The sequence below is a fragment of the Ruegeria sp. BE9 genome (genome assembly GCF_056538765.1).
The window spans coordinates 304806-322323 of sequence record NZ_JBQFTS010000001.1; the positions used below are offsets into that span (position 1 = coordinate 304806).

Consider the following 17518-nt stretch of genomic DNA (forward strand, 5'->3'; position numbering starts at 1 on the left):
CGGGGCTCAACTTTTACGTACCGCAACGTTAGAAAGGTACTTTTACTCCCAAAAATGCGCCGGAAAGGGTAACTTCATTGAAAGGTCCAAATTCGCCTAAGTCCCAGTCCAAGTATCGGTAGCCGACGGTTAGGTCGACAGAATTTAACCTGTAGTTAATGGCTGCCGCTGCTTGCCACGTTAGATCACTGTCGCCGGTGCCGATGTCTGCGTAGTAGCTGAAATACCAATCCTCATTGATATTTGTCTCACCTCTGAAGCCAATCACCGCATCCCAGTTTGTGCCAGATTCCGACTCGGCGATTGGAGCGCCAAGTCCACTAACACTCACGTCGCCATCTAAATACAAGGCCCTTGCGCCACCGGTGATATCAAGAGACCCACCACTAGTCTCAAGCACGCGGTAGCCGGCTCCTAACGTGGTTATGAAGCCTTTGAGACCAATATCCGCAGTAACTGGAACACTTGCTCCACCCAAGTTGACGGAAGTGCTATCAGACTCATCTACATCAAGATAGATGACGTCAGCTATCAAAGACAATCGGTCGTTTCGCGCGACGAGAGTGCCCATGACACCAAAATTCAGGTCCTCGATAATCTTGTCTATGCTGATATCAACATTGCCACCAGTTGTGGTTTCTCCTCCAACGGACGCTCCCCAGAAGTAGAGTTGGGCACCCCATTGCCAATCTTCCTCAGCTGCTGCCGTGGATGCTGTAAGTGTCGCTGCGGCGAGGGTAGATAGTGTAAGTTGTGATAGACTTTTGGGTTCGAGAAAATTCACTTTTCATCCCTTCCGATTGCGTACAACACCTTCACTCGAGAGTGTTTTTGTAGATCACCCCGTCTTTCATGATGATTTTGATGTTTTCGCGATCCGTCACTGCGCTTAGGTCTTCGAGTGGGTTGCCGTCGACTAGCAACAAGTCCGCCAACGCGCCTTCTTCAACGCGCCCGATCACACCTGGGTATGGGTTTCTTGGCCCGGAAAGCTGGAGCAACTCTGTAAAGTTACCGGTCGACATTTTCAGTATTTCGTAGGGTGTAAACCAGTCCAGAAGCCGTTCCATCTGTTCGACCTGCTCGCTGACACCAATTCCTGGCCCAGGGCTAATAAAGATGTCGGTTCCGTGAACAACCTTTAGTTCAGGAAGCCCCTTGATCCACTCATAGACTGATCCCGTACCTTGGCACACAATAGCTTGTTTTGCGTTCTGTGCATCATTCAGTCCAGGCTCGCTGCATAGCGTAAAAGGTTGAATACTTAGCCAGATCCCATCTTTCGCCATCCTCTCCAATGTTGGCTTGTCGAGAAGTTGACCATGCTCGACCACCTTAATTCCGGCATCAATTGCTTGATTAACGGCTCGAGGAGTGTAGCCGTGTACGGTAACGTAAGTTCCCCAGTTTTCCGCGGCTGCTGTAGCTGCTTGGATTTCTTCAAACGTAAACTGCGTTGTGTCTAATGGGTCGTTGGGTCCGCTAACTGAGCCGCCAATAGCAAGTTTGACCTGTGATGCTCCAAGCCGCAGTTGTTCGCGTGTCGCGGCGAGCACCTTTGGGACCCCATCTACCAGTGTACTGTTTCCCGTTAAGTCGGTGATTGGTGGTTCTCCACCCAGCAATGGGTTGCGCTCGTTCCTAACTCTGAAATCCGAGTGGCCGCTTGTTTGAGATATCATTGAACCTGACGGGTAAATACGAGGTCCGACAATAGAACCCTCGTCAATTGCACGCTTGAGGCTAAAAACCTCACCGGCCATATCGCGTGCTGTGGTCACACCATTCATCAGCATGTTTCGAGCCGTATCGACCGAACGGATGGATTGGTAACCTGGCAACTCGAAAAGCACGTCAGCGAACGTAATCCCAGACAAAGCTAAGTGAGAGTGTCCCTCAATGATGCCGGGCATCAGAGTGTGCCCATTTCCCTCAACAACCAGGCCGTCGTTTGCCGAAAGTTCTTCTTGCGAAATCTTTGAGATGATATTGCCGTCGATGAGGACGTTCACATCTTCTATGAGCGTTTCATTTACGCCGTCAAAAACATCAACATTGGTAATGAGTACAGAGCTATCTTGCGCGTTCGCTGTGGCTCCAAAGATCGAGGCCGTGTAAAAAATTGCTCCGAATAATCTGTTGCAAGTCATGATGTTCTCCTTGATTTGAAGGGCTCTCTACCGGTCAAAGATTTTTCGGTTAAGCGGCGCCATGGAGCTTGATGAGGTGTGACATTTGTTGTTTTGAGTCGGGTATACCGGCTATGGCTACTGGCTCACCTTGCCTCTAATCGGTACGCCGGCCGAGACATTCTGAACCACTGAGTCGTCCACAACGATGGTGCCATTGACTATCACATAGGGAATACCTGACGATGGGAGAGAGTTTTTTCCGTTTTCCGGCCCGGAATTATCGGTCACGTTTTCCGGATCGAAAATTGTAATATCCGCGACTGAGCCCTCCTGAATGCGCCCGCGAAGTTTCATCTGCGGGACGTGGTCTTCCAGAAAAGCCGCTGGCTCGTAGGTCATCTTAGAAAGCGCGTCCATCAGCGAGATGGCGCCAGTTTCCCGCGCCATGCGGAGTATTTTTGCATGAGTACCAGCACCCCGCGCGTGCCCGGCGCCGGCACCGTACGGCGTCTCGAAATCACCATTCAGCCCGCCGTCGACTATGTAGGGCATCGCGTCTGAACCAACGATTACACCAGGCCTGGTCATCGCCTCCATGATGTATTCGTCTTTCATTGTGTACATTAGCAACTGTGTTTCAGGCGCTTCCGTCCGCAGTCGATCAAACTCTTCGTCGGTCAGCGGCTCTCCAGTTTCTGTTACAATGTAGTCTGACGCTTCAACGCCCAATCGCTCCTTGTATCCGGGCTTGTTGTAGTCTGCATCCACGTAGGTTCCTGCGTAATTATACGGATAGAATTCACCGATGACCTTCTGCCCTTGCGCACGTGCGTTGTCGATTAAATCCAAACACTTCTCTGTCAAGCCAAGGCAATTGCTTGGGACGTGGTGAACCAGCAGCGGAACGTTGTTTTCCCTGGCAATTGTCAGCATTTCGGTAATACCCATGAAGCCGCTGGGTGGAATTTGAGAGAGATACCGAACGTGTGTTGTTATCGGGAGATCGTACTTTGCCGCTAGAGAAGTAACGGCCATGACCTCCGGACTTCCAACAACGGTGTAGTACCCAATCGGGTATGCAATCCCGATACCACCCTGCTGCAATCCTTCTTCGACCGCCTCCAAAATTGCGGCCTCGTCCAGGGGATCATACAGCTTCGTTTTCCACTGCTGACCATCATCCATCGCGCGCGTGGCCGAACCTTCGTAAAAAACCCTTCCCCCGGGGTCCAATCCATCCAGAACAGCCAATCTGGCGAAAGCGTGGGATACGTTGGCGCCGTAGTTTACAATCGATTTTCCGTCCCAATAGTCGTAGTAGCTGTTTATCGGATACTGACCGATTTCCAAATCCATGGGAGTTGTTACGCCATCACGAGCATATAGGCGTTGGGCAAATAGGTCCTGACCGTGTGAATGATAATCTATGAACCCAGGCGCAACCACATGTCCGGACGCATCAATCTCTCTAATGCCTTCCAAGTTGTCAGTGCTTATTTCAGTAACAAAGCCGTTGTTGATTCCAACATTGGCCGTAGCGTCGAAACCCGTTTCGGGGTCCATTACGCGGCCATTTTTGATTACGATGTCAAAGGATTGGGCGTAAGCAAATGGCGCTAACAGAAGAGAAAGCCCAATTGCTGAAATTATTGGTTTCTTGTTCAATCTTGCCTCCCATCAGGGGAACTCCCCCGCCTTTTCTTTACCTATTTGCTCCAATGGTCGTGAGAACCGAGCTCTCGTAAGCCCTCGGAGAAAGTTGCTTAAGTTCCTGCATTTAAATGGTTTTAACCCGCTTAATTAGCGATGCTTCCACGAAAGATGCTCTCATCAAAGAGGATTCAGTGTTCGATTCTTCCGTTGCTTAAAATTTTTGCGACTTCGAGTTTGCATTAATGTTGGGACAACTAAAGTTCGTGAATTACACTCTTCAGAATAACCGCCGAGAGTCTGAAAGATTTTTGATTGCAATGTGGTCACCTAAAACGACTTTTCACACCTATATGAATGACTTCCCGGTCAGAGAGGCCGAGTTGGTTCAACTGGGTGGTGGGCCGCTTGGGTTGCGTGCAGAGATGGTATTTGGCGCCGACGCTGTCCTCTCAAAGGTCAAATGTGATGCCAATACAGTTTGGAGAATGCTCGCTGCAAAAGACTGGGTCGGGCTTGTCCTGCCAATCACTTGGCAAGGAACCTACAAACTGGATGGTTGGGAAGCAGCACCAGGAGATGTGTTCCTGCTTGATGGCAGAGTTGAGTTCACTACCAGCGCTAGCAACCGTACATCCATTATGCTTGCAATACGCAGAACGCGGTTGATCGAAGCGATTCACCGCATTGCTGGATCCAATTTCATCGAGATCGACCCGAACCACGTGCTACTGCAACTCCACGACATTCAACTACACCAACTTAAATCCCGCATAACACGCATGTTTTCCGTCACTAAATTCCATAGAGACTTCACTGGCGGTTTGTTCATGCCACCAACACATGAAAAAGATATGTTTTCCTTTCTAGGCGAATTTCTTCTCGAATGCGTGCCTCAGAAGGCCTACAAGAATTTGCTTCCAAGCCGCGATTTTAAGACTGTGAGTCGAGCTCTCCAATTCACGCGAAAGACCAGATATGAAGATGTTAATTTGGCTACTCTGTGTGAAGGCGCCGGAGTAGGAAGAACCACCTTATATCAAGCGTTTGAAGGAGTTTATGGAATTACACCTATGCAGTTCATTTATAAGTTGCGACTGACTGGCGCTAAAGATTGGCTGTCAGATCCTTCTGACCCACCTCAATCTGTCAAGCAGGCCGCACTGAAATACGGATTTGTAAGCTTTGGACGTTTCGCAAAGAATTATCGTGAATTGTTTGGTGAAAGCCCTTCTGAAACTCTTCTCAGGGCACGATAACCGTTTGAACAATTGTCAGTATCAGCGCGACATCGAAATAGGAGAACACAACAGAGTTATCCGCAGAATGGGCACTTGTTCAATACTGCGAAAATAGGCTTCTGTTGCGACCCGTACCAAAGACTTTGCAAAGTCCGCATACTGCGCATTGCAGTCTTTGGGGCATCGCGCAGCATCGGCCATGCTGCGACTCATTTTCTGCGTCCCTCTGGGTAGGTATTCCCAAGTCTAGAGACGTTAAGCGGTTGCTTCATCAAGCGAGGATCAACCCCTTGTGCCACCGCGTTTGACAAGATCACGTCTAATTTCTCTTCGAGTCGAGCGATCTTTTTCTGCTGTTCTTCCATTATTGCAGCGGCGTTTTTTGGTGCCTTTCGGGTCTTCTTACCTTTATCTGTCTCTTTTTTGCGCGAGAAGGCTGCCGCTTTGTCTAGGTAGGCCGCATGGATGAGAGGGTGTTTGAACAACTGCTTAAGTGAGATTTTGACAACTTTGGATTCAACTTTGACATGTATTTTGGATTGGGTGATTTCGCCCCTCATTTGACTAATCAGGACCAAAATTTTATCCACTTTTTCGGCCGTAAGCTTCACGTCAAATTCCTCGTGGTTCGAGAGGTTTCAAGCTCTGCCAGCTTTTTGTCGATGATCCGTTCAGCGTGGCTGAACTCGATCAATGGGCCGAGGTCGGTATTGCGGATCAGAGTCCCTTCGTTTGCCGGATCCATAACGGCCTCAGCGAGAGCCTGGCTACGAGCGTGACTATGTTCGATAGCTTCTATGGTTTTTTCATTGACCCGCATTCCTTTAGCCTGGCGAGCACGCAGGGTCTCAAGAGATTTCTGATCTCTTTCCGCATCTCTAAGGAGCTGATCAGCGGCTCTTTTGGAACCGCCTAGGCATACCAGCCTAGTGCATGTTCTACAGGCACCAGCTCGGTCGCACGGCTCTTGATTGAAGCGACGATTGCAATATCCGAATAACGTCGAAAGAAGATGCATCTTCAGGTTTGCAGTTTCGTAGGCCGCATTTTCGACATCCGAGTCGTCCACGACCCTGATTGCCGGTAGGTTCTCATCCTTGCCACCGCGCTTTATTTGTTCGACTTGATAAAGTTTGTCTGTGTGGTCGTAATTTCGGTTTTGCATTACGTTCGCACGCCCACTCCAGTAGGCTATGTGCGATTGGGGAACGTTGGCGCGTTGAGCCATTGTGTTTAGGTAATGGCGCATTTGGTGTGTAGTGATTTTGGGGTACTTACCGTTCTTTAACCGGATATCGAAACGCTCGAAAATGGAGGGAACCGCAGGTTGAGTTTGGCCACTCTTTTTAGATCTTTCTGGCCTGCCTGATAGGACGAGGTCGACCACATCACTACTTAACGCTTCTATCATGTAAGGCCGTGCTTCAGCATTGTAAGCAAATTGGTTTTTCAAACAGACGCACAGCGCCTCGGAGTATTCTACAGAAGACAATTCGCTGAGTACTGGCAAACCGTCGGGTGCTTCGGCCAAACACTTCTCTTCAACCTGAGCGAAGTCGTACACAGCTATGGGTTTTCCGTTTTCGCCGGTCCTATACTTGGCTGCTAGGATGCGCCTGGACTGAAGCCAAAAATTTCCATCGACACCAAGAAATTCTTCTAGCTCTGAACGTGTGATTTCGCCGGTGGCCCGAACATGTTGAAGATTCTCAGGTACAAAAACCCTACCATGGTTCTCCATCATCCACTTTGCTAACTTGCGCGCTTTCTCAGTATGTTCACAAATCCTTTCGAGTGCCAACTTAGCAACCGGAACCATTTCTTTCGGAACAAACTTTATCATAGGCTTGCCGCCTTTTACTGGCCACCACCTGAGGCCAGCCTTGAAACGACAATCTTCGTTGAAGGGCACATCTGGGTTGACGTAACCTTCGCCCGGGTTATCCAAAGCCTGAACCTTGGCTGGTAGAATGAAGACTTCCTCTTTTCGAGAGGGGGCACACATCAAAAGTGCGACAATGCCCATAGCGACTTGATCTCGCGGCGTTTTTGCCCGGTGAAAGGCTTCTCCCAAGCATGACACTTCCTCCTCGGTCAAGTTTTTTCGGAGAAAGTCCTCATTCACTCTGCTCCGAAAGCGTTTGTCCTGGAGTTCTGGATGCCACCAGCTCTTTAAGTCATGCGCGATGCCCGCGTCCTCCAACACTCTCGCAATAGATCGCATGGTCTCCGCAGCCTTACGCTTATGCGATTTACTCGCTATCTCGACGACTTTGTTCAGGTCTGACTTTGCTATAAGGTCTAGGCGGCCGGGAAGTCCTCGGCTTTCGAGAACGCGGTCTAAGATGCGGCAGAACTTCACTTTGTGACCAAAGACATTGGATTTTCTAAATTTTCCTGTTTTTGTGGCGTTTTCATTGAGTTGAAAGGCGAAGTATGCCTTTGCAAAGTCACCAAATGGCAAGTTCATTGCGAACTCGGGATCATTCGCGCGGGACCGCAATCGATCCGCATGATGGAAACCAATCGTTTCTCCTTTGGAATTCCTTGTCCGTTTTACAAAAGCAGTGATGTCCCAAGTGGCACTGTCCCAAACGACATGTCCCTCGACACGGGGGTCAAGGATCGACAGTTTCTTGGCCTTTGCGATGTATTCTTCAACTGAAATCTGTTGTTTCGACTTGAAATGAAAAGTCATGCGGTGCTCTCCCTTTCTTTGCGCGCCTGATGCTGCGATTTTTTAGCAGCGAAGATCGCAGCAATGTGCCGATTAAGTTCTCGAGAATATTCGTCATCGCCATGCATTTTAGCTTCTGCCTTTCTGCCAGCTAGAAGGCGCAGTAACGGGTCAAGCTCGGATTCAATTGAGAGATTGAAATGGCGGCAGAGAAAGCATGCATATGGCGCCGCGAGGCTATCCAACGCGCTGCAACCTCCAGAAGCGCATGTACCCAGATCAGGAGCGCCGTCAGCTTCGGTCGCTGTGATAACCGAACCGACCTCGAAGTCATCAGGGTTATCTTCGATCACTTGGCCCAAGAACCTACCGGCGACGTGCACCATCTTACCGTCAAGGAGACTACTCATGAGCTGATGATGCCGCGAGGCTAGTTCGATGTAGGCTTCGCAGCTTCCAGGGCTTGTATGATGTAGCCATGCCGCGATTTCTTCCGCCGTACATCCTCGCATCGCCATAATTGTCGCGATTGTGTGCCTTTCCCTCAACTGGTTAAACACCATTGGCTCGCCCGTGCGAGGGCTTATAATGCGCAAACTGGCTAGGATAGTTTGATACCGTGCTCTAGCTCTTTCGGCTGTCATGTGGGCTTTGTACCCCACCGCAATTTGACCTTTAACCTTCGTGGACCGTCGTATGTCGTTTGCATGTCTCCTGGTCAAAAAGACATCAGTCTTTGCCCTAAATAACGGTTGATCTTCATCCCACTCAGAAGCAGCAGTTTCCCCTGTCAATTCGTCCAAATAAGCTTCTAATGCGTGCGTAAACAGCATCGGTGCAGGGCGCTTTGGGCCAAACCTTTGGGCTTGGCTCCCTTTCTGTTTCAGGATTTCAAATCTAACCGAGGTTTCCTCTCCATGGTGTTTCGGGGTCTTAACGTCCCTGAGTTTCAGGTTCGCCACCATGCTTGATCGCTGCCCATAAAGTCGAAACATCTGAACCAACACATACTGAGCATTGTTGATTTCACCCGTTTCGTACGCGACTTGCAGTTCGCGATCCACAATTGCGATTTCGCCATCCAGATATGGTCCGGATACCGGATCAAGAGTTAGAATGTGAGTTTTCTCATTACTCTGCGGAGGGATTTTATTAATAAAATCAGCCGCTTCCTTTTTTATGCCTGTGAACCCAAGATCGAGCCACGTGGCAACAAGGTTCCTCATCGAATAATCGTTTTTAGTTCCGCCGTCCAAACGATACGCCAACACATCTTCTAAACTGATATTGGCAACTGGACTGTTTGCTTGCGCTTGAATCCAGAGGCACGGCCGTTTGAAGGCTGTTAACTCTCCACTAATCGTCGATGCAAGATTGGACTCAAGCCGGTAAGCTACTACCTCCTTGAGCGCGTTTTTCATCAACGGCGACAAAACCTCAGTACACCACTCAAAATTGAATTTAGCGATGCTCCCTGTTGCACTTACCTCCCAGTAATCGGAAGTAATATCGAAAGTTTCACCATTGGCAGCTCGGCGGATATTGGTTGGGCGCAGTGCTGGAATGCCGTGAGAGCACGGTTTGTGCTTGTTCATTTCTTTTCTTTCTTCTTGGTCGCGGCTTCTTCGGCCAACTTTTCGCGGTGAACGAGCAGGCTAATGTACTCACTTGTTTCTGAGCCAATTATGTTGAGGGATTCCGTGTCTTTGGCAGCGGCTCGAGCTTCCTGTTCCGCCCAGATCGTTCGGATACTTTTAGCCGCGCCAATGTCGGACTCTCCTCCGAGATAGCGAGAGATCATGTGAGATTTTTGCGACCATCCAAAGTGATAGGTGAAGACCCTTCGAGCTTCTTCGCCGCTGGTTCCACGTTCGTTTAGATGCTTGGCCATTTCTCGAGCCTTCTTGTGTCGCATAGGGTGCGGCGTCAGTTTTCGAACTCCAGCTGCTTTGGAGGCGTCTCTGAACACATCGTCAATTGCGGTCTTGGACATGGGCTTGCCATACTCAGCGGGATCACGAGCCAAGTTGACAAACATGAAGGAATTTGAGTTTCGGCCGCTTTGAAAATCGATGTCGTCCCTCGCATCCATCCATTCATCGAGGGTCTCGATCAGCAACGGCGACGCTGTCAAACTGATTTTTCGGTCGAAGGTCTTTGCGTTTGGCTGACGTTTCCTAGGGTCTTCTGGGTCGTTGTGGCGGCGAACGACCTCGATCAAATCATCTTCGCTCTTATAATCTTCGGTCTTCATTTGACCCAACTCGCCAGCGCGCAAACCAAGTTCGGCAAACATCAATAAAATTAGGTAGTTTCGTAGTGCTCGAATTCGGTTCTTAGGCCAAACATCATACGGATTGCATATCGCTAACCATAGGTAAAAGCGGTCAGCAGCTTCCTCATGATCGTATGCCTTGATGCGGCTTTGTGGCATACCTTTGCGAACCTTTCGAAAGTAATGCGCATAACTCCCCGGCGCTGTGTGGTAGCCGCCGTCACTTAGCTTGATCGCTGGTTCCAAGAGTTGTTTGCGACGGCACAGTTTCCGTCCGGATCCTGGACTTGGCTTTTTTCGAAGCAAGCGATTGCCATATTCGCCGAGCCAATGGAGGTATTCTTCAATACCAATCTGCCGTTGGATTATTGTGCCAGCTTGAACGCTTCGCTCTTCCAGACACCTGGTAAGAAACTTTTGCTCATTCATGGGCAAAACCCACGCCAGCTTACGCAAATCCTGGATTTGAAAATTCAGGAAGTAGTTTAAGTCTGCGACTTGCTCTAAGCTCAGGCATTCTCCATCTAGCATGATGGTGTAAAGGTCGATACCTCGGTGAATTGCCCAAAGTTCGAGAATGGTGATGTGAGACAGTCGAGTGGAAATAGTATCAGGGGTGTAGTTCCGCTGACGTGTCTCGCTGACAACCCAAGCCCAAGGCCACAGAGCGATGCTGCCATCTTCACGGTAAATCGAAAACCGGGTTTCGCCAGCTCGAGTTTGAGTCTTTTTCACAGGTTGTCGGCCTATTGTTGAAATGGGCTTCAAGGGTTTCTCCGAGGCAGTGGATGGTCTCCAAACGATACTCGAATGGGGGCCAATCTTCAACTTTCTCGCGCTTGGTGGTGTCTAAAATATTTAGCAAGAACAGACGCTTATACTATTCTTGCTCCTTAATGGATAGATGAGAGGGCTGTTCTTGGTTCCAAGGATAAAATAAGAGTAGAAAGGCGATAGTGCCCTACGAATGTCTATTCTTGGCGATGAGGCCCCTAAAATTTTTTTGCCGGTCTAACGCTTTTTTAAGCATTGTCGGCGCCAGTTTTGACCAGCGCTGCGAATCACCGGAGAGCCCGCAACTGCAAGTGATCGAAGGGAACAACCTCGACAGCCAAACCAACTAGGAGGCACGGGTCCAAGCGGCCTCAGCAGGCTTACCAATCATGTCAGAATTCTTAAGGTGAACGATGACAGCTATAGCTTGACGCAGAGCAGGCAAATCAGCTCAAAGACGACTCTTGAAATGGAATTTCGATTGGTCCTGACGGACCAAGGCACCTCGGCACACGCCAGCTATTTGGAGAGCGCGCGTGCCAAGGTGCCAGTCACTCTGAAATGGCCGGGTATTACGCCTCCCAGTGGTCGGAAAACATACCGCCGTTGGCAGTCCAGAAATGAAGACACCTGAAGTAGTTGGGACCATCTGAGTCTCCGTCCGTGACTGTAAGTCAAATCTAGTCAGCAACGAGCACCTAACTAATTGGCATTGAGTGCTGTCGGTCATTTTTGTTTCCAAAACGTCAAATCTTGTAAAGCATTGTGAAAATTATATTTTTATAGGCGCTGCATATTTGAACATGGGCACATTTCGAAAGTTCCATCCGAAAAATACTTGTTCTGTAATCCCAAGTGATGGAGCAAGTCTTTTGAAGAGAGAACCTGACCTGATGAGAATATTTTAAATAATTTACAAGAATTTAGGTGCTCGAAGCTTCCTCTGGAACGAAATGGTTGGCATATAAATGGAACCACTTCGACCCATAAGCCACGTGGCCAACTTCTTCGGCGTAGATGACCTCTAAAGCTGCAATAGCCTGTTCTGCTTTGGCTTTGCGGAAGATGTCGATCATGCCAGGGGTCACGTCCAGTCCGCGTGCCTCAAGCACCATAGGAACGACAGCAAGGCGCCCCATTAAGTCTTCGGCAGTGTCTTCGGCAGCGCGCCACATCCCTGCATGGGCGGGTAGGGCGCCATAATGGCTGCCCATCTGTTCAAGGCAATCGCAGACCATATCGAAATGGCGCGATTCTTCTTCGGCGCATTTGACCCAATCATCGTAAAAGCCGATTGGCATCGAAACGTGGCCGAAGCGGGCGATGATGTCCCAATGTAGGTCGACAGCGTTCAGCTCAATATGTGCCACCGCATGTAAAAGAGCGATACGGCCAGCCTCGGTTCCCGGCTTACGTTTGGGGACTTCACGCGGAGAGAGTAGCTCAGGTTGGTCCGGGCGCGCCGGTTGCAGTGGAGGTGTCGCTGTTCCGATTTCAATCGTCGGGGCCTCGCCCTTGCGCGAGGCAAACCACGCCTCGGCATGACGTTTGGACAGTTTTGTCTTTGCCCGCCCGTCAGCCGTGGTCAAAACTTCGGTCGCCATTTGGGTCAGTGTTTTTGACACCAGATTTCTCCGCTCGTTACGTTGAGAGGGTCTTAGACCGGATGGCGACCGTGTTGAAGGGCTCAGATTGCGCGCACGCTCTCCAGCACTTCGTCGACATGCCCGGGGACTTTGACCTTGCGCCAAACCTTGGCGATTTTACCCTCACCATCGATGATAAAGGTCGAACGCTCTATCCCCATCGACTTGCGACCGTACATGTTCTTTTCAACCCAAACGCCATAGTCCTCGCAAACCGTGGAACCTTCGTCAGATAGCAATGGTGTCGTCAGGCTGTGCTTGGCGACGAATTTGTCATGCTTGGCGACGCTATCACGCGAGATCCCGAAAACCTGTGCGCCTGCATCTGCAAAGGCTTGAAGTTGTTCCGAGAAACCGATGGATTCCTTAGTGCAGCCCGGCGTATCATCACGGGGATAGAAAAAAAGAACGACGGTTTTACCGCGCAGGTCAGAGAGTGTGACCTCGCCGCCTCCGTCGCGGGGCAAAGTGAAATCAGGGGCGATGTCTGAAACGTCGGGCATTGGAAACTCCGCTAAAGTTTTTTAAGGGCTGCCCGGCATAATAGGGCGGTACGAGCGGGTTGAAAGGCGTGGATAGAAAATTGGTGCAGCACGAAGATCAAAGTGCGAAGCAGCCCGAGAAACCTCGGCGCTGCCGTTCGCGCCGTCGAATAGCTGCGCATTTTTCTATCTGGACCGTGCTGCTTATGGGACTTTTGGTCTTTGCGGGCTGGTTGTTCTTGTTCGGCCAGAATGTGCACGCGCCCGAATGGGTCACCAAACGGGTCGAGCAACGTTTGGAGGAAAGCCTTGGTGGTCTGAAATTCCGATTTGGCGACGCCAGTTTCATTGTGAATGAGGAATGGCGCCCCAGATTGCGGCTGACGGATGTGACCATCAGCGACGCAGCCGGACAGCAAATCGCACAGGTTGCTGATCTGCGAACAAGGTTATCCATGCGAGGGCTGTTGCGGGGACAAATTCGACCTCGTCGTATTATCTTGCGGGATGCGCAGATTGCTTTGACCCGAGGCTTGGATGGTGCGCTCTCTCTGACTGTCGGTTCAGGGAGTGCTCCGGTGCAGGAAGCACCAGATCTGGCGCAGCTGATCGAGGCGTCAGATGATGTCTTTCTGTCGCCAATCCTGTCCGGGCTAAGGTCTGTCGAATTGGAATCCCTGACGCTCGATTATCAGGACCTGCGTCTCGGGCGGGCTTGGGTATTTGACGGCGGGCATATCACGGTTAACCGATCCGGGGACGAGATGCGCCTGTCCACCGGATTTTCCGTTCTTACTGGTCGAGATTACGCAAGCTTGATCGAGGCGAACTATACCAGTGTTCTCGGCACTCCCAGCGCGAGCTTTGGTGTCTCGATCACAGATCTCCCGGCCGAGGATCTTGCCAGCCAAAGCCTGGCCCTTTCTTGGCTACAGGTTCTCAAAGCACCGATATCAGGGGCTCTCAGAGGGAGCATTAACGGCAACGGCGCTCTTGGGCCGGTTTACGCGACGCTCAATCTGGGTGCGGGTGCCGTACAGCCTACGCAGGAAACGCGCCCGATCCCGTTTGAATCAGCCAGAACATATTTTGCTTACAATCCTCTGCGAAAAGAGTTGAATTTCAACGAGGTATCGGTTGTTTCTGAATGGGGGGCCGTTCAGGCAGAGGGCAAAGCTTTCCTTGAGGGCATCGAAAACGGTGCACTGGAAAGCCTGACTGCACAGCTGAAGCTTAGCAGTATCAATATCAATCCAGCTAATCTGTTTCCCGAGCCGCTGAAATTGGCCAGCGCGGATTTGGATGTACAGATGAAACTGGCTCCGTTCGAGCTGCAACTCGGGCAGATGACAGTACAGGACGCTGGTCATAGATTACTAGCTACTGGCTACCTGCTTGGTGAACCGGAGGGGTGGGCAGCTGGATTGGATGCACAGCTCGATAGTATGGGCTCGGATCAGCTGCTGAACTACTGGCCTGAACTCTTAGCGCCCAAACCCCGGGAATGGGTGGCGGAAAACCTGTATGAAGGTCATTTTTCCAACGTCGATTTTGCTTTGCGCCTAGAACCAGGAAGCAAACCCGACATTTATCTCGATTTTGGTTTCGATAAGGCGAAGATCAGATTTGCCAAGACTTTGCCGCCCATTGAAAACGCGCAAGGGCAAGCAAGCCTTATTGATAGTCGTTTTACCGCGACAGCGGAGGCTGGCGTAGTTGTTGCTGATGAAGGAGGAGCCATTGATGCGTCTGGTACATCTTTCATCATTCCGGACTCAGCTATCCGAGGTGTTGCCCCCTCGATCACTCGGATTAGTGCCCGCGGCAGTACGACCGCGGCATTGTCTATGCTGGACCGTCCTCCTCTCGAGTTGTTGAGCAAGGCGGGGCTGCCAGTTAACTTGGCCTCAGGTCAGGTGAGCCTTTCCGGCACTCTGGCCATACCCATGAAAAAGGGGCTGAAGTTCGAGGAAACGGAGTTCCATTTTCTTGGGGAGATCGACAATGTGCAAAGCGACAGGCTCGTCCCAGGATTTTTCGTCAGTGCAGATCGGTTGAACCTGAGTGGTGACCAAACCGAAGTTGAGGTTGGTGGGCAAGGTCTGTTCGGAGATGTTCCGATGCAAGCCACCTGGCGGCAGCCAATCGGGGGCACCGAAGCACAGCGCAGCCAATTGACGGGGCAAATCGAGCTCTCACCCCAGTTGATGACCGAGCTAAAGGCCGGGTTGCCCCAAGGGATGTTAACCGGGAAAGGCAGCGCAGACATTACGCTGGGAATTGGCGCAGGAGAGCCGCCGAAACTGACAGCGTCGTCCGACCTTTCCGGCGTTGTTCTGGCCATTCCCGAGTTGGGATGGCGTAAGGGGGCGAACACCAAAGGAACCCTTACAGCCGCTGCAACGTTGGGCGATGGGTTGAAAGTCGACGAGCTAAAACTCGACGCGGCGGGCCTGAGAACAACGGCTTCAATTTCCTTTGCCAATGGGAACTTTGACCGCGTGCAGTTCAGTTCGTTTGACTTGGGCAATTGGCTGGCGGTCCCGGCAGAACTGATTAACCGGGGTTCAGCGGTGCCTGATATCCGAGTGCTGGGGGGCGTCATGAACCTAGGGCGTTCGACGTTCGGTGAGGGCGGCGGCGGTGGCGGCTCGGGTGTTGGGCCCAAGTTGGACGTGGCCCTAGATCGCTTGCAAGTTACGGAAACCGTGGCTTTGACGGGCTTTTCCGGTGCGTTCCAAACGACCGGTGGCGTAAATGGTTCATTCTCGGCCCGCGTAAATGGGGGTGCCCCGGTTCGCGGACAGGTCACTCCGCGCGCAGGTCGCAGCGCGGTAACTCTGACTTCCGGCGATGCTGGGGCCGTTTTGCGGTCGGCAGGAGTGATCACTCAAGCGCGTGGCGGGTCCATGAACCTGCAGCTTGAACCCGTGGCCGGCCCCGGGACTTATGACGTTATCCTGAAAATCACCAATACTCGCATTAAGGATGCTCCTGCGATGGCGGCATTGTTGAACGCCATCAGCCTGGTTGGTCTTTTGAACGAAATGGCAGGTCAGGGCATCTTTTTCTCAACCATTGAGAGCCGGATGCGGGTCACCCCAACCGAAATCAAAGTCCTAAGCGGAAGTGCCATCGGGCCTTCTATGGGCCTTTCGTTTGACGGTACGGTCGACACTGTCTCTGGGATTTTGAACCTACGAGGCGCGATTTCCCCGATCTATCTGGTCAACGCAATCGGGAGTGTATTTACCAAGAAAGGTGAGGGCGTGATCGGCTTTAACTACACCCTGAAAGGGCCGCTGACCCAACCAAAGGTGTCTGTGAACCCGCTTTCAGGGCTTGCGCCTTTGTTCCTTCGAAATTTGCTTCGCAGTCCGGCGCCGACGGTCACTGATGGGCCGAATTCACAGCGCCCCAAACCGGACGAGCCAAAGCAATCTTTTGGCTCGCCGCAAACAGATCGGTGAACTGGGATGTGGCCGAATCTGACGGGGCCATGTAAGGCGCGCGCATGAAACTCAGCGATTTTGATTTCCACTTGCCCGAAGACCTGATTGCCACTCGGCCGGCGAACCCGCGCTCGTCCGCACGACTGTTGGTGGCGAACGGTGATGCTGTGTCAGATGCGCAGGTCTTTGAACTCCCAAATTGGCTGCAGCCCGGAGATCGATTGGTGCTGAATGACACCCGGGTTATTCCCGCGCGACTGAATGGCCGCCGTCATCGCGACAGCGCACAGGGCCCGGTGTCGGCAGCGATTGAGGCGACCTTGCTGGACCCTCAGGCTGATGGGACATGGGCCGCGCTCATTAAACCGCTCAAAAAGGTTAAGCTGGGTGAAGAGATTGAGTTTTCAGCGGATCTTAATGCCGCGCTAGAACGCGTCGCCGATGGGCAAGCCTATCTTCGGTTCAACCTTAAGGGGGAGGATTTCGATTCTGCGCTGGAACAGGCCGGCGCGATGCCTTTGCCACCTTATATCGCTGCCAAACGTCCGGCCGATGAACAGGACAAAACCGACTATCAGACGATCTGGGCGCGCAATTCCGGGGCCGTAGCAGCTCCTACCGCCTCTTTGCACTTTGATGAAACGCTGATGCAGGCGCTTCAGGAGCGCGGAGTTACTTTTAGCCACGTAACCCTGCATGTGGGCGCTGGCACCTTCCTGCCAGTAAAGGTCGAAGATGTAACCACTCATAAGATGCATGCGGAATGGGGCAGGGTCAGCGTCACGGCCGCTGAGGAAATACGCGCAACCAAAGAATCCGGAGGTCGAGTTATTCCTGTTGGAACAACTGCGTTGCGATTGATCGAAAGCGCGGCGCGTTCAGGCCAGATCGAGCCGTGGGAAGGCGAGACGGATATTTTCATCTATCCCGGTTTCCAGTTCCACGTCACCGATGCGCTGATGACAAATTTCCATCTGCCCAAGTCGACGCTGCTGATGCTGGTTTCGGCCTTGATGGGTCAGGAACGGATGCGCGAAGTGTATGAGCATGCGATCACACAGAAATATCGGTTCTTCTCTTATGGAGATGCGTCGCTTTTAATCCCTTAAGGGGCGCGATGTCGGGATCGAGTCAATGCTATGTCGTAGACAAGCATGACCAGAGCCGTGTTTCATATCAAAACGAATCC

13 protein-coding genes are annotated in these 17518 nt (G+C 51.5%); 3 read left to right on the forward strand and 10 right to left on the reverse strand.

From position 1 onward, the window contains the following. Positions 1 to 28: 28 nt before the first annotated feature. From ACR0EO_RS01485 to ACR0EO_RS01495, 3 genes are all read right to left on the reverse strand, one after another. Positions 29 to 784, reverse strand: coding sequence for a hypothetical protein (locus ACR0EO_RS01485; protein WP_480686621.1), 756 nt, complete (start codon positions 782 to 784; stop codon positions 29 to 31). Positions 785 to 815: 31 nt separating this feature from the next. Continuing rightward, positions 816 to 2150: a metal-dependent hydrolase family protein gene (locus tag ACR0EO_RS01490; protein ID WP_480686623.1), complete on the reverse strand. Its 1335-nt coding sequence runs from the start codon at positions 2148 to 2150 to the stop codon at positions 816 to 818. 117 nt (positions 2151 to 2267) lie between these two features. Continuing rightward, entirely contained in the window at positions 2268 to 3797 is a 1530-nt protein-coding gene (locus ACR0EO_RS01495; protein ID WP_171106006.1) for an amidohydrolase family protein, read from the reverse strand. A gap of 251 nt (positions 3798 to 4048) precedes the next feature. Here ACR0EO_RS01495 and ACR0EO_RS01500 point away from each other — a divergent pair, with 251 nt between their 5' ends. Beyond that, positions 4049 to 5041, forward strand: a complete 993-nt coding sequence (locus ACR0EO_RS01500) for an AraC family transcriptional regulator (protein ID WP_480686626.1) — start codon at positions 4049 to 4051, stop codon at positions 5039 to 5041. Between the two features lie 21 nt (positions 5042 to 5062). Here ACR0EO_RS01500 and ACR0EO_RS01505 read toward each other — a convergent pair whose 3' ends face one another. From ACR0EO_RS01505 to ACR0EO_RS01535, 7 genes are all read right to left on the reverse strand, one after another. Then, positions 5063 to 5236 carry a hypothetical protein gene (locus tag ACR0EO_RS01505; RefSeq protein WP_480686627.1) on the reverse strand — a complete coding sequence of 58 codons (174 nt, stop codon included), beginning with the start codon at positions 5234 to 5236 and terminating at the stop codon, positions 5063 to 5065. Then, the gene (locus tag ACR0EO_RS01510; RefSeq protein ID WP_480686628.1) at positions 5233 to 5634 is read right to left on the reverse strand and encodes a hypothetical protein; all 402 of its coding nucleotides are present in this window, start codon (positions 5632 to 5634) and stop codon (positions 5233 to 5235) included. Before ACR0EO_RS01510 ends, ACR0EO_RS01505 begins: the two co-directional genes overlap by 4 nt. Further along, entirely contained in the window at positions 5631 to 7721 is a 2091-nt protein-coding gene (locus ACR0EO_RS01515) for a hypothetical protein (protein WP_170724862.1), read from the reverse strand. Before ACR0EO_RS01515 ends, ACR0EO_RS01510 begins: the two co-directional genes overlap by 4 nt. Next, positions 7718 to 9295: a hypothetical protein gene (locus ACR0EO_RS01520; protein WP_480686629.1), complete on the reverse strand. Its 1578-nt coding sequence runs from the start codon at positions 9293 to 9295 to the stop codon at positions 7718 to 7720. Before ACR0EO_RS01520 ends, ACR0EO_RS01515 begins: the two co-directional genes overlap by 4 nt. Next, complete coding sequence (locus ACR0EO_RS01525; protein ID WP_480686631.1) at positions 9292 to 10710, reverse strand: tyrosine-type recombinase/integrase; 1419 nt, start codon at positions 10708 to 10710, stop codon at positions 9292 to 9294. The genes ACR0EO_RS01520 and ACR0EO_RS01525 overlap by 4 nt, the downstream gene beginning before the upstream one ends. A gap of 962 nt (positions 10711 to 11672) precedes the next feature. Next, positions 11673 to 12353: a ferritin-like domain-containing protein gene (locus ACR0EO_RS01530; protein ID WP_480688212.1), complete on the reverse strand. Its 681-nt coding sequence runs from the start codon at positions 12351 to 12353 to the stop codon at positions 11673 to 11675. Positions 12354 to 12436: 83 nt separating this feature from the next. Then, positions 12437 to 12898, reverse strand: coding sequence for a peroxiredoxin (locus tag ACR0EO_RS01535; protein WP_480686632.1), 462 nt, complete (start codon positions 12896 to 12898; stop codon positions 12437 to 12439). Positions 12899 to 12966: 68 nt separating this feature from the next. On the opposite strand from ACR0EO_RS01535, the gene ACR0EO_RS01540 reads away from it, so the two are divergent. Both ACR0EO_RS01540 and queA read left to right on the forward strand, forming a co-directional pair. Then, positions 12967 to 16347 (forward strand): YhdP family protein, encoded by a 3381-nt coding sequence (locus ACR0EO_RS01540; protein ID WP_480686634.1) that lies wholly within the window; start codon positions 12967 to 12969, stop codon positions 16345 to 16347. A gap of 44 nt (positions 16348 to 16391) precedes the next feature. Beyond that, positions 16392 to 17438, forward strand: a complete 1047-nt coding sequence (gene queA, locus ACR0EO_RS01545) for a tRNA preQ1(34) S-adenosylmethionine ribosyltransferase-isomerase QueA (RefSeq protein ID WP_480686635.1) — start codon at positions 16392 to 16394, stop codon at positions 17436 to 17438. The last annotated feature ends 80 nt before the right edge of the window (positions 17439 to 17518 follow it).

What these genes read in the sequence shown, in the direction of transcription:
- ACR0EO_RS01490 (WP_480686623.1), bottom strand. Translation starts at nt 2,150, where the DNA reads ATGACTTGCAACAGATTATTCGGAGCAATTTTTTACACGGCCTCGATC.
- ACR0EO_RS01515 (WP_170724862.1), bottom strand. Translation starts at nt 7,721, where the DNA reads ATGACTTTTCATTTCAAGTCGAAACAACAGATTTCAGTTGAAGAATAC.
- queA (WP_480686635.1), top strand. Translation starts at nt 16,392, where the DNA reads ATGAAACTCAGCGATTTTGATTTCCACTTGCCCGAAGACCTGATTGCC.
- ACR0EO_RS01530 (WP_480688212.1), bottom strand. Translation starts at nt 12,353, where the DNA reads ATGGCGACCGAAGTTTTGACCACGGCTGACGGGCGGGCAAAGACAAAA.
- ACR0EO_RS01535 (WP_480686632.1), bottom strand. Translation starts at nt 12,898, where the DNA reads ATGCCCGACGTTTCAGACATCGCCCCTGATTTCACTTTGCCCCGCGAC.
- ACR0EO_RS01520 (WP_480686629.1), bottom strand. Translation starts at nt 9,295, where the DNA reads ATGAACAAGCACAAACCGTGCTCTCACGGCATTCCAGCACTGCGCCCA.
- ACR0EO_RS01505 (WP_480686627.1), bottom strand. Translation starts at nt 5,236, where the DNA reads ATGAGTCGCAGCATGGCCGATGCTGCGCGATGCCCCAAAGACTGCAAT.